Annotated in this window: 12 protein-coding genes; 6 read left to right on the top strand and 6 right to left on the bottom strand. The window is 59.5% G+C overall.

All coding sequences use genetic code 11. The features are described 5' to 3' along the window. Window positions 1-540 precede the first annotated feature (540 nt). From JQK15_RS25850 to JQK15_RS25840, 3 genes are all read left to right on the top strand, one after another. Window positions 541-3,252: a TonB-dependent receptor gene (locus JQK15_RS25850; protein ID WP_214869413.1), complete on the top strand. Its 2,712-nt coding sequence runs from the start codon at window positions 541-543 to the stop codon at window positions 3,250-3,252. Between the two features lie 55 nt (window positions 3,253-3,307). Further along, a complete protein-coding gene (locus tag JQK15_RS25845) occupies window positions 3,308-4,867 on the top strand; it encodes a sulfatase family protein (RefSeq protein WP_214869411.1) in 1,560 nt (519 codons plus the stop codon). A 293-nt stretch (window positions 4,868-5,160) separates the two neighbouring features. Beyond that, a complete protein-coding gene (locus tag JQK15_RS25840; RefSeq protein WP_214869409.1) occupies window positions 5,161-6,204 on the top strand; it encodes an IS110 family RNA-guided transposase in 1,044 nt (347 codons plus the stop codon). 330 nt (window positions 6,205-6,534) lie between these two features. Here the strand turns inward: JQK15_RS25840 and JQK15_RS25835 are convergent, their stop codons facing one another. The 5 genes from JQK15_RS25835 to JQK15_RS25815 all read right to left on the bottom strand — a co-directional run bounded on the left by JQK15_RS25835 (window position 6,535) and on the right by JQK15_RS25815 (window position 8,766). Further along, complete coding sequence (locus JQK15_RS25835) at window positions 6,535-7,245, bottom strand: HEPN domain-containing protein (protein WP_502956884.1); 711 nt, start codon at window positions 7,243-7,245, stop codon at window positions 6,535-6,537. 209 nt (window positions 7,246-7,454) lie between these two features. Continuing rightward, window positions 7,455-7,892 carry a TA system VapC family ribonuclease toxin gene (locus tag JQK15_RS25830; RefSeq protein ID WP_214869407.1) on the bottom strand — a complete coding sequence of 146 codons (438 nt, stop codon included), beginning with the start codon at window positions 7,890-7,892 and terminating at the stop codon, window positions 7,455-7,457. Continuing rightward, complete coding sequence (locus tag JQK15_RS25825) at window positions 7,889-8,113, bottom strand: hypothetical protein (RefSeq protein ID WP_214869404.1); 225 nt, start codon at window positions 8,111-8,113, stop codon at window positions 7,889-7,891. Before JQK15_RS25825 ends, JQK15_RS25830 begins: the two co-directional genes overlap by 4 nt. A gap of 31 nt (window positions 8,114-8,144) precedes the next feature. After that, window positions 8,145-8,396 (bottom strand): hypothetical protein, encoded by a 252-nt coding sequence (locus JQK15_RS25820; protein WP_214869401.1) that lies wholly within the window; start codon window positions 8,394-8,396, stop codon window positions 8,145-8,147. 103 nt (window positions 8,397-8,499) lie between these two features. Beyond that, window positions 8,500-8,766 (bottom strand): hypothetical protein, encoded by a 267-nt coding sequence (locus JQK15_RS25815; RefSeq protein ID WP_214869399.1) that lies wholly within the window; start codon window positions 8,764-8,766, stop codon window positions 8,500-8,502. A 371-nt stretch (window positions 8,767-9,137) separates the two neighbouring features. Between JQK15_RS25815 and JQK15_RS25810 the strand changes: the two genes are divergently transcribed. The 3 genes from JQK15_RS25810 (at window position 9,138) to JQK15_RS27130 (ending at window position 10,625) form a co-directional block, all read left to right on the top strand. Further along, window positions 9,138-9,326, top strand: a complete 189-nt coding sequence (locus JQK15_RS25810) for a hypothetical protein (protein WP_214869397.1) — start codon at window positions 9,138-9,140, stop codon at window positions 9,324-9,326. A 354-nt stretch (window positions 9,327-9,680) separates the two neighbouring features. Next, window positions 9,681-10,013, top strand: a complete 333-nt coding sequence (locus tag JQK15_RS25805; RefSeq protein WP_214869394.1) for a hypothetical protein — start codon at window positions 9,681-9,683, stop codon at window positions 10,011-10,013. A gap of 288 nt (window positions 10,014-10,301) precedes the next feature. Beyond that, window positions 10,302-10,625: a hypothetical protein gene (locus JQK15_RS27130; RefSeq protein WP_251008064.1), complete on the top strand. Its 324-nt coding sequence runs from the start codon at window positions 10,302-10,304 to the stop codon at window positions 10,623-10,625. Window positions 10,626-10,721: 96 nt separating this feature from the next. Here the strand turns inward: JQK15_RS27130 and JQK15_RS25795 are convergent, their stop codons facing one another. Beyond that, a complete protein-coding gene (locus tag JQK15_RS25795; protein WP_214869392.1) occupies window positions 10,722-11,507 on the bottom strand; it encodes a hypothetical protein in 786 nt (261 codons plus the stop codon). Window positions 11,508-12,047 lie beyond the last annotated feature (540 nt).

Here is a 12,047-nt window from a genome sequence, read left to right as displayed (position 1 = left end):
ATGCGTGGTTTTGTCACTCACATCCAGTCCTGCATAGATCGACATGGTCACCCTCCTTAATCGAAGCGTTCATGCGATTTTGTACCATGTAGGAGCGCGCCTACATCAATTACGCGGTGTCCCAAATTCGACCGGTCAGCAAGGCCACGCCGCGAGGCTTTGTGGGTTGCGGCCCCGAGCTTCAACCCGATGAAAGTCGCTCAGCTTTCCTGCACCAACGCCAAGTCATCCTATGCAGCACACAATTAATGCTTTAATTGCCTCCTATTTGACAACCTCATAAGTAGAGATTGCCAACGCAAGGCCAACGGCGAAGCGTTCGCTATTACCGAGGCGACATCGCCAGGTTCTCCATCACCATCGTCACGATGCGCTAAGGCGCCAAGGGACTAACCTGCCACGCATATGCGGGGCGGGCGCGGTCGCGGTCGCGCGCGCCGCATCGTCCTGACGGTCTACAAATCGCAAGGGGGAAGCATGTCGCATAATCAGAATGTTCGGCGTAAAGGAAAATGGTTGGCGGGCACGGCTGCCTCGTTGATGATGCTTGCGCCCGCCATGGCGCAAGCGCAGATTGCGCCCCAGCCTGCCCCTGAAAGCGCGGATAGCGAACCCGCCAGCGATATCGTCGTGACCGGCATCCGCAGTGGTATCGAACGCGCCGCGCAGATCAAGCGTCAGGCGGACAGCATCGTCGATGTCATCAGCGCAGAAGATATCGGCAAATTCCCCGATGTGAACGTCGCGGAATCGGTACAGCGCATCACCGGTGTCCAGATTAACCGGACCCGGGGTGAAGGGCGCAGCGTTAATATACGCGGTCTGCCCGACACCTTCACCCTCGTCACGCTCAATGGCAGGTCGGTGCCCAACGCCATAAACGACCTGTTCACCGGCTTTTCGCGGTCGTTCGATTTCTCTGCCCTGCCGCCGGAGTTCGTCCGCACGCTGGAAGTCTACAAGTCGCCCACCGCCGATCTGGAGGATGGCGGCCTGGCCGGGACCGTCAATATCCGCACGCCCCGCGCGCTGGATATTGGCAAGCGCGTGCTGACGCTCGCGGCGCAGGCCGAACATGAAAGCAATTCCGGCAAGGTGTCGCCGCGCCTTTCTGGGCTCTATGCCGACAGCTTCCTCGACGGGCGGCTGGGCATCACGATCGGCGCGTCCTACACGGAACGACGCCCGCAAACGCATCAGGTCGAAACCGGATGGAACACCGTGACGGAGGCGCAGGGCGTGCCGCTGGGCGGCGGCGCGGATGACCTGAATGGCGACGGGCGGATCGACCCGGCACGGCTGGTGCGTATCCCAGGCCTTATCATCCATGACATGTTCACCGAACGGAACCGGCGACTGAGCGGCATCGCGTCGGTGCAGTTCAAGCCCAGCGACGACCTCCAGCTTTATGTCGATGGCTTCTACACAAGGGTGAATGTGGAGGCGGTGCGTCAGGAAAACTGGCAGAATTTCGCGGGCGCCAGCGGCGTGATCGCCTCCAGCACGGAAGTTCTGGACGGCGTGGAGACGGCGACCGACTTCACCGTCAGCAATATCGACCTGCGCAATGGCGGCCGTTATCAGGATCGCTCCGGCTATATCCGCTCCATCGTGGCGGGCGGCAAATATGAGCGGGACGGCTGGACCATAGTGCTGGAAGGATCGGAACAACGATCGCGCCAGCGCCGCGACACGCTCAACATCGCCGACAGCATCAACGGCACGGTCCGTGTGGTGGCCCGGCCGGGCGACGACATACCCAGCATTACCTATCTAGACGGCTTCGCCGACCGAAAGATGGACCCCAACAATTTCCGCCTGCTCAGCCTGAACGGCGAACTGGACCGCGTGACGCGCGACCGGCTGCGCGATGTCAAACTGGATATTCGCCATGATTTCGGCGACCGGGGCCTCACGGCCCTACGCGCCGGCGTCAAATATACCGATCGCGCCCTCTATGCGGACAACAAGCAGATCACGATCAGCGCGGCCAATGTCTCTCAACTTTATGGCGGCCTGCCGGCCGGTCCGGTTGCGGGATCTTTCAGCGCCGCACCGTTCATGATCCTGATCCAGCCGGGGTCCGGTTCCTTCCTTGGCAGCTATGATGGCGGCGCGTCCTTTCCGCAGCAATGGCTGGGGTCCGATGCAAGGTCCTTCGTCGCGGGCCTGACGAAAGAACAACTGATCGCGGCGGGCAACTACACCAACGACGCGACCGGCATCCTGGACGTTAAGGAAAAGACGCTGGCCCTTTACGGACGGGGCGACGTCGCCTTCGACCGGTTGACCGGCAATATCGGCCTGCGCGCGGTGCGCACCAGCCAGACGACGGTGGGCGTCGCGCCAGACCTCAACGGCATCACGGTGGAGGTCGAAACCGGCATGTTCACCCGCGTACCCGCCGCAGGACCATTGTCGGTGTCACGCAGCTACTGGGATTTCCTGCCTAGCCTCAACCTGAAATATGAAGCGACCGACGCCTTGCAGTTCCGCTTCTCCGCCTCGCGCACCATATCGCGGCCCAATCTGGGGGACATTTCGCCCACGACCACCGCGAACGGCAATGCGCTGACGGTGACGCGCAACAACCCCACGCTTGACCCGTTCCGGGCCAATAATGTCGACGCCACGGTCGAATATTATTTCGGTCGCGACGGGCTGGTAGGCGCATCGCTCTTCTACAAGAAGCTGGAAAGCCTGATCCGGCGGCAACAGAGCATCATCTCGCTGCCCGTCACCTATATCCGCACCACTGGCAATACGACGATACAGACCGACTTCACCGTCAGCGAACTGGTCAACGGGTCGGGCGTGAACCTGAAGGGCATCGAACTTTATGCGCAGCAGGCGTTCACTTTCCTGCCCGCGCCGTTCGACGGCCTTGGCGCGATGGCCAACTATACCTTCATCGACAATAGCGATCCCACGCAGCTAACCGCCGCGTCCAAGCACAATTACAATCTGGTCGGTTATTATGAAAAGGGGCCGATCGGCGCACGCCTCTCCTACAGCTGGCGCAGCAAATATCTCGCATCGGCGGCCGTTCCGCCCGCAATGGGGCGGACCAACCTCGCCTTCGGTTCGCTCGACGCCAGCATCAGCCTGAAGGTGACGCCGCAGATTTCGGTCGTGGTAGAGGCGGTCAACATCCTCGATCGGGATGAGGTCGTGCGATACACCACCGGCCTGCCCGCCAATTATCTGGATTCCGGCCGTCGCCTGTTTGGCGGCGTGCGGGCCAGCTTCTGATATTTTCACATGACGGTCGGCGGCGCTGACGCCCGCCGGCCCAAGGGAGACTGACATGACGGACAAGATCGATCGGCGCGGCGTGCTGCTGGCGGGCAGCGGGGGCGCATTCGGCCTTTATTCCTGGGCTGCCGCCGCGCAGGGCGCTGGCAAGGCGGCAGCCGCGCCCACCCTGCGGCTCAAGCGCAAGGCCGCGGCGAAACCCAAGAATATCCTGGTCGTCCTGACCGACGATCATCGCTACGACGCACTGGGCTTCATGAAGGCGCAAAATTTCGGCGACACGCCCACGCTCGACCGGCTGGCGCGGGAAGGCACGCATTTCCGAAACGCCTTCGTCACGACAGCGCTCTGCTCCCCCAGCCGCGCCTCCATCTTCACCGGCCTTTACGCGCATCAGCACAAGGTGGTGGACAATAATCATCCCATTCCGCCCGGCCTGATCTTCTATCCGCAATATCTTCAACAGGCGGGTTATGACACCGCCTTCATCGGCAAATGGCACATGGGCAGCGAAGGAGACGATCCTCAGCCCGGCTTCGATCACTGGGTCAGTTTCAAGGGACAGGGCACCTATATGCCCAGCGCCAATGGCCTGAACGTCGATGGCAGGAAGGTGCCGCAAAAGGGCTATATCACCGACGAACTGACCGACTATGCTATTGACTGGATCGAAAAGCGCGACGGCAAGCGTCCATGGATGATGCATCTGGCGCACAAGGCGGTCCACGCCGAATTCATGCCCGCACCCCGCCATGTCGGCCGCTATGACAAGGAAACGTTCCGCTATCCCGAAAACATGAAACCGGGCGTTCCGGGGCGCCCCATGTGGGTCGAAAATCAGCGCAACAGCTGGCACGGGGTGGACTATGCCTATCATGGCACGCTCGACATCGCCGATTATTACAAGCGCTATATGGAAACATTGCTGGCCGTGGATGAAGGGCTGGCCCGCATCATGGACCTGCTGGAAAAGCGCGGCGAACTCGACGACACGCTGATCCTGTATCTGGGCGACAATGGTTTCATGTTCGGGGAACATGGCTTGATCGACAAGCGGACAGCCTATGAGGAATCGATGCGCATCCCGATGATCGCGCGCTGCCCCTCGCTCTTCCCGGCGGGGAGCACGGTGGAGGCCGTCGTTGCCAATATCGACATTGCGCCGACCATGCTGGCGGCCGCCGGTTTGGAGGCGCCAGACCATATGGCCGGATCGGACTTCCTGCCGCTGGCCCGCGATCCCAAGGCGCCATGGCGCAACGAATTCCTCTACGAATATTATTGGGAACGCAATTTCCCGCAGACGCCCACCGTCCATGCCCTACGCGAGGACCGATACAAATATATCCATTTTCACGGCATATGGGATCTGGATGAACTCTATGACCTTGCCGCCGACCCGCACGAAAACAACAATCTGCTGGCGCAACCTGGGCATGAGGATCTGGCGCAGCGCCTCAGCGGCAATCTGTTCAGGATATTGGAGCAAACCGACGGCATGCAGATTCCGTTGAGCGCCGATTCTGGTGGCCGTAATGAATTGCGCAACGCTAAAGGCGAAGGACAGGCGCCGTTTCCTCCTTCCTTCTTTCGGCCGGCTCAGCGTCAATGATACAATGAAAAGCCAATTAAGGCCGCGACCATTCCGCGGTGACAACGGCGCGCAGGCGGCCATATCGACCCCACCTTTGGGAACAGACGTCGAATGATGACCGCTTTCGGGAAGCGGGCCTGACAGCCGTCACCGCCTAATAGGCGCGAATGGACGTCAGCCTGCTCCCATTTGACGACCGGATTGGTCGGTATGGCGCTGCGAACCGGATAGGGTGGATGGCTCCCGCTCACGGCATCAAAGTGCCAAGATGGGTTTGCTGTCATGCAATCCGAGCAGAGGAGCCATCCGTCATGGAGATTACCACGATCGGCCTGGATTTGGCCAAGAACGTTTTTCAGGTTCACGGTGTCGATGCGACTGGCGGGGTCGTTGTACGCAAAGCCCTGCGGCGTTCGCAAATGCTGCCGTTCTTCCGGAAACTACCACCATGCCTGGTCGGGATCGAGGCATGGGGCACATCCCATCATTGGGCGCGTGAATTGATCAGCCTTGGTCATGAGGTACGACTGATGCCGCCCGGCTACGTCAAACCCTATGTGAAGCGCGGCAAGAATGATGCCGTCGATGCCGAGGCGATTTGCGAAGCGGTCACGCGTCCGACGATGCGGTTTGTCGCTGTGAAGTCTCGTGATCAGCAGTCTGCGCTATCCCTGCATAGAGCACGTACCTTGCTGGTGCGGCAACGGACGCAGTTGGTGAACATGATGCGCAGCATGCTGGGAGAGTTCGGCATCGCTATTCCGGAAGGCATTGAGAAAGCACTGACTATGGCACGCCAGATAGTCGATGGTGAGATCGAAATAGGCCTTCCCGCAGAGGCGACGATGATTGTCGGCATGCTATCGCAACAAGCCATCGACACACATGCCCGGCTTCAGAAAATAGATAAGGCTTTGAATGCCCTTCAACGTAGCGATGAAGTTGCGCGACGCTTGTCGACCATCCCCGGCGTAGGGCCTGTCGGCGCTACCGCTTTTGCTGCGTCGGTAAGCGACCCTCATCAATTCCAGTCAGGGCGTCAGTTCGCCGCCTGGCTGGGCCTGACTCCGCTACAGAAATCCAGTGGCGGGAAAGAGCGTCTGGGTCGGATCACGAAGATGGGCGACAAATATCTACGCCAGCTGCTCGTCATCGGCGCAACGGCGCTGGTCCGCTATGCTAAATGCAAACCTGACACTGCGGATCCACGGCTTCTCGCGCCGTTGGCGAAGAAGCCCGCTCGAGTCGCGACAGTGGCAATGGCCAACAAAATGGCCCGCGTCATCTGGGCCCTCATGACACGCGGTGAGACGTACCGAGCACGGCACCTGCCCATGTTGGCGGCCCAACATTAAGAGATAAGCTGAGAATATCAGCTTCATGAAGTTGTAAGCGCGATGCGATGTGATGGCGATACCGGTCAGACCGGGAACTGGGACAACCCTCCGACTGTCAGAGGCGTTATAGCCTGAGAACCCGATTGGGACCCAGTTCGCGAACCCCATCAAGGCCAGCAGTCCCTATCGGCTGCATCAACAGGCCGGACAGACGACTGCAACCGACCGATCGACAACGCGTCAATTTGTACTTGCAACGCGGGAGCCATCCACAAAGGACAGTCGCGAAGGTCCCATCATTGACCATTCCGAATTATCGAAATTTACGTTTAAGAACCTTTGACCAAGTCAATGACGCGCCTTCTCCTTCAACTTTGCAATATGCCTAGAGCATATGGAATGCGTGATCTGGCCAAGTTCTTCTATCCGTCCAGCTAGCCAGCGCAACTCCTCCAAATCAATCTTATAATGTTTGGAATAGCGCGCCTTCACATAGGCGTCCTTCAGCTTCTGAAACATCGCGCGTTCCTTGCGCGTGCCCCGGGGCCAAACGTCAAACAACGTGGGGTCGCGGCCCTCAGCCTGCAGCCGCAGGAAGGCGATGTTGTGATCATAAGGGGTGTAGAAGGTGAGGGTGAGAAGGATCGCCTGATATAGCCCCTCTGCCGTCTGGTGCAGGTCGAACGCGGCCTGCTTGGTATGCTCCTTCTCGATGTGGAACTTTGCACCTTCAAAACGCCGCATCGCATCCGGAAAATATTCGTCGAAATATTCCTGCGCTGCGGTCCATGCCTCTGATGGCGTTTTGGGCTTGGGTTTGGCCAGTTCGCGATCGTCCGCCTCATAGAGAGCGATGCCCTGTTCGGCGATCTCCATGAAGAAGACCCTGCCGTGGCTGAGGCCCTGGTTCGCCTGCTGGAGCGAATGGACGATGAAATGAACCGGCGTGTTGATGCGCTTCTCGATCAGATAGGCGTCGATCAGCCGCTGCTCGGCCACGGACCAATATGCCGCCACATCGGCGAGTTCCTTCTGGTTCACGATGACCAGAATATCCATGTCGGATTTATACTGGTTGGCGTCGAACGGTGCATCGACCCAGTCGCCCCGCGTATAAGAGCCGAACAGAATGATCTTGAGGATGCGGGCCGATTTCTAGCGGCCGGTCGCGTTCTCGGTAGCCTCCCTGAACTCGGCGAACAGGATGCGGACAACCTCTTCGAGCTCTCGCTGCTTGGCCGCAGGCAGATGGTCAAGGTCGGTGCGCATCAATGATTTCCGATAAGGTGGATCGCGTCCTTGCCGCCGGCCACGCCTCTTGCCGTGAGGCGCCGGTCGAAGGTTGCGAGCTTACCCTTACGGGCTACGGCAAGCGCCAACAGGTAGGTGTCGGTTACCTGCGCAGAGGTGAGGATTTGGCTGGCGTCGACATGGTCAGCGTTGAGAAGGCTGATGTCCTCTGCCCAGAAGCTGTGCCCTGGAAGCCTGCACATCTGGGCCATGATCGACGCGACCTCGGCTGGCGAACCTGGCGTGGAAGGATAGCGCACGTTGCCAACGATCCGGATTACACCGTTTTCGGTGATGGGGCAGGTCGCCCACGCTTTACTGCCTTCGGCTTCAAACCAGAGATGGGCCGCTTCATGGCCAACATGATTGGGATCGATCAGCGCGACCAGAACATTGACGTCCAGAAGATAGGTCATGGCGCCTCATCGCGCAGGGCGTTGACGATGTCCTGCGTCACTACCACGCCAGCTTTAGTCGGCAGCAGGCTAATGCCATTTCTGGTGCGGGATACCTCTGGCGCATGCAGTGCCTTGCGCGCAAGGTCGGACAGGACGCGGCCGATGGAGCTGTGCTGATGGTCGGCAATGGCGCGTGCCGCCGCCATCACGTCATCATCGATCACCAGGGTCGTTCTCATCACATCATCCTCAAGCATTTAGCATCACGCATCATATGCCATCCGGCTTGCCCGCGCAATGATCGACGAAGGCGATCGCGGCGATCGATGCCTCGTCCATGATCCTGTCCAGGGCCACTTTTATGGGCGGCGCCAGCCGGACCGTAATCCTTCGCCTGTCGCGTGGGTCGAGGCGACGCGTCAATATCTTGCGTGTCGCGAGGGCGACCGTCCAGCGATGCGCGCTCGACGGCGGGATGTTCGCCACCGTGCAGAGCGCGGATTGATAGACTGCGGTAGCCAAGCAGGTCCGTCAGGTCAGGATCGAACCTACGGGCAATGTCGAGGCCTTCCTCAGGCGGGTCAGACGCCAAGTCATCGCCGCCCCGTCGAGAGGGCGCGCCACCTTATCGGAGCGCTACCGGCTTTCTGCCGGGTGATTGCGTATCGAGCAAGGGCTTGAGGGCAGCGATCGCGGTGGTGCCGCCGAGCTGAATCGAGAGCTGCACCAGTTCGCGCAGTTCGCGTTCGGTCAGACTTTCGACCGGAAATTCCTGGACGATAGCGTCATAGCGCGCTCGCAGCGAAAGGCGCGCTGCCTCAATTTCTTCGCGCAGCTTGCGCTGCTTCGTTTCGAGCTCGGATAGGCGTTGGCGTTCGGTAAGCTTTGGCATGATCCATGTTCCTTCATGGGTCTGCCCGCCGCATACGAGATTGCCAGATTGCCGGAGGATAGCAAGATCGCTTCGTCCACAAGACTGGAAATCCGGCCTGACTAATCTGGATCAGGCTGTTTTCTTTGGAAATCTGCCTGCATGATGGCCAGACTGATGAAGTCGGCGTCGGAAGGTCCCATCAGGAATGTCCGAGTTTCGTCGATCCTTTTGCGCGGGAAACATTGGGCGCCTCGCGCCGATCGACGGGGCGCCTTTTTTGTTCGGCGCGCCCTGACAAATTATCGCCTGATCCAGATTAGTCGGGCGTTGAAAGCCCGGAACAAGCCTTTGATCGGTCCGTTGCCCTCTCTCAAGCATAGGAGAGAGACATGGCGGATGAAGCGCGCGAGGGCGAAGAAAATTTCGATGTCCAGGATGACGAGATAGAGCAAGCCTCGGAAGAGGCCGACGGCACCGATAGGGACGTCGATGTCGACGATGAAGATGAAATCGACGAACTTGAAGACGCCCAGAAGGACGCTGCCGAGAAGCGGGAAGCGGAGGGCGGCTACCAGTAAGGAGATTGGTCGTGCCCAGGCTTCAATATGATGCTTTACCGTCGCTCAGTGACGTGGAACTGGTTGCGGCCTGGGATGCGGTCGAGGACTATTCCGCCCTGACGCCTTTCGAGATCGCTATCTTTCTGGAAATGGCATCCCGGGACCTATGCGTCTGATCCTATCTGCGGTTGCGGCGCGACGCCGCGCCATTAAGGGCAGCAGGACGGTGAGCCGCAGGGCGCAACCAGGCGGCGCCTGGTTCGGACGATCCGTCTGTCCGGATATCGAGCGCTGCTCTTTGGCGGATATCGGGCGCCGCTCGCCCGACGCGCAACGAGAAACTCTCCGCCAAGCAATGGAGCGCCGACCAATATGAGCAAGGATGACCGCAAGCCGTTCGCACCGCCAGCCTATGACGGTGATCAGAAGGCCACTAACGAGAGCCTCGGCATCACGCCGCTCAACAGGCCTTCTGCACACGATCGGGGCCAGCGGGCCAAGCCTGGCTCCGGGCCCGTGGTTGGCAGCGGCGCCGGTGCGGGCGGCACCTATGACGGAAATGAAGATTATGATGAAGACAGTGCCGGGGGCGGTGGCGCGCCTTCTGCGGGTGCCGATCCGTCAAAGTCGGACAGCAGCGTGGAAACGGATGCCGCTGGCGACGCGCAGGAGCCCAGTCTGCCTCCCGACACGAAATCCCTGTAGATTGTTCGCTTTGCGCTTCGCAGACCAGGTTCATGGGGCGAAGCTATTGCAGACACTGGCGCTTTCAGGTTGCCGGGCTTTGCACACCCTTGTGCAGGCCCAGGATCAGCCGTGGGTCATCATCGGTCATGGTTTGGCAGCCATCCGGATGCAATGGCTCTCACGGCTGCCCGCTGATGCTTTATGACAACGACTGGGCACAGTCATGGGTATCGCGGCTTTTATGGGCAGGCTTATCTCGCGTTGGGGCGTCGCAGTACGCCTCATCTACCAAGGCTGACGTCAGCCTTGCATATCGCCGCGCCCGGCGGCGGTGTTGCGGCCCGTCTCATCCCTATGATCGAGGAAGACGTACCGGCCGGCTTTGTGGCATGGTGGCTTCAGCAAATCCTGGAGTGCGTCATGGCCGAAATCCGATCGCGCGATCTGCATCTGGTGAAAAAGGCGCTCTGTCTTAGTATCGCGACGATCGAGGCTCAGGCCGAAGGGCCTTTTTGTCCTGACTCCGACATGACCGATATGAAGGATCTGGCCGAGCGGTTGATAGATAATGACACCGAGCTCGCCCATTATATCCGATCCGCACGCCTTATTTTAAATGGCGGCCCTTAGTCGGAATGATCCTGATATTGGTTCTCGACGTTTTAATTCGCGGCGCTTTGTCTGCGCGTGATGAGACCCCTGGAGCCTTGCTTTAAGCAGATAGGTTCATCTGACGACTCGGGAAACGCGGTCAAACAGGGATCCAGAGGATCCGAGCTGAGGCAGACGAGTCGGAAGATGCTTTAGGCCCGGGGACTTACCTTGAGGTAGCTCGTTCTTTGCTTGAAATAGCATGAGCTTCTCGTGCACCTGAAGTGCAACTCTGAGAGGGTCGACGGATCGGCCATGTCGCCGGGCCAGCGCCTTCCAGCTCAACCTCTCCCCATTGCGTTCGTGGAGCATTAGGGACAGTTCGTGCCAGCGTTTCTGCTCCTTAGCTAATCTGGCGGAACGGGCTGTGCGGGCGACCTCCATATCTTTCGTTGGCGGCAGGAACATGCCGCTCCGCTGTCGCAGCACATGCCCATAGTCTTGCGCGACTAGGGCAAGCTCCATCAGGGAAGCACGATTGAAATTGGGAATGGCAAGAAGTGTCTCGATTGGGCGGTTGGCCGCATGGCTCAGGCGAGGATAGTCCATCAGGTCGCCATCCGGATCATAGCTGCAGGCATGGCACAGACCGTTGAAGCAGCCGAGCGAGAGAAGCCTCCACTGGTGCAGAAGAAAAAGCGGCGGGTCCGCGATCGGCGGTTTCGCCATTTCCGTCTCGGTGACAGCGCGGCGCTCGAGAAGCGCTTCAATGAGTGGAGGAATGTCGGACGTCCTCACCTCGGCCAGCAGATGAGCGAGGCGATCTACCAGGACCTCAGATGCTAGCGGAGCTTTGCCGCTTTCGGCCCTTGGCGATTGCAGCAGGTTGCTTCTCTCGGTCGGAATCCTGCGACGCTCCACTATCTTTCCCTCGAACGATGGATGGACATGGGTGCGGGGAAGATTGCGTATGTTGCGCTATTGCCCTCAGTCAGCGGGCACTCTGCCAGGCGGCAAACCTCCTGTCCGCAGGAGCGATAATCTCCAATTCCGATGCTATCGCACCATTCCAGCGCGCTCCTGACCGACGCGCAGGACGTCCTTGCCGCGGACGTGGGTCTGGCCATTCCGTTTAGATTGAATGCAGTTCCTCGGATGCTGCGTGGGAACATAGGAAGGCCATTCCTGCGAAGACCATTGTGCGGCGGCTTTTGCCGACCGCGGAAACAACCCCGCTCCCGGTATGCGGTCTCACCTGTGCGAACTCTGGTTGCTGCTGGAATACTATCGCGCCCCGCTGATCCGTCGGTTAGTCGCCGATCGGTCTTAACGTTGATCATGCGATTAAACAACCTATCAACTCGGCAAAAGCGTCCAGAAGCTGCAGAAGGCGTTGCACGCGAAAGCGAAGGCAGAAGCCGGCTATCGTTTCTACGCGCTGTACGACAAGATCAGCCGCGA

Origin of the sequence: Sphingobium sp. BHU LFT2 (assembly GCF_018604485.1) — a bacterium.
GTDB classification, from domain to species: Bacteria; Pseudomonadota; Alphaproteobacteria; order Sphingomonadales; family Sphingomonadaceae; genus Sphingobium; species Sphingobium yanoikuyae_A.
Note: the sequence above shows the minus strand (reverse complement) of the source record. Positions and strands in the feature narration are given on the sequence as shown.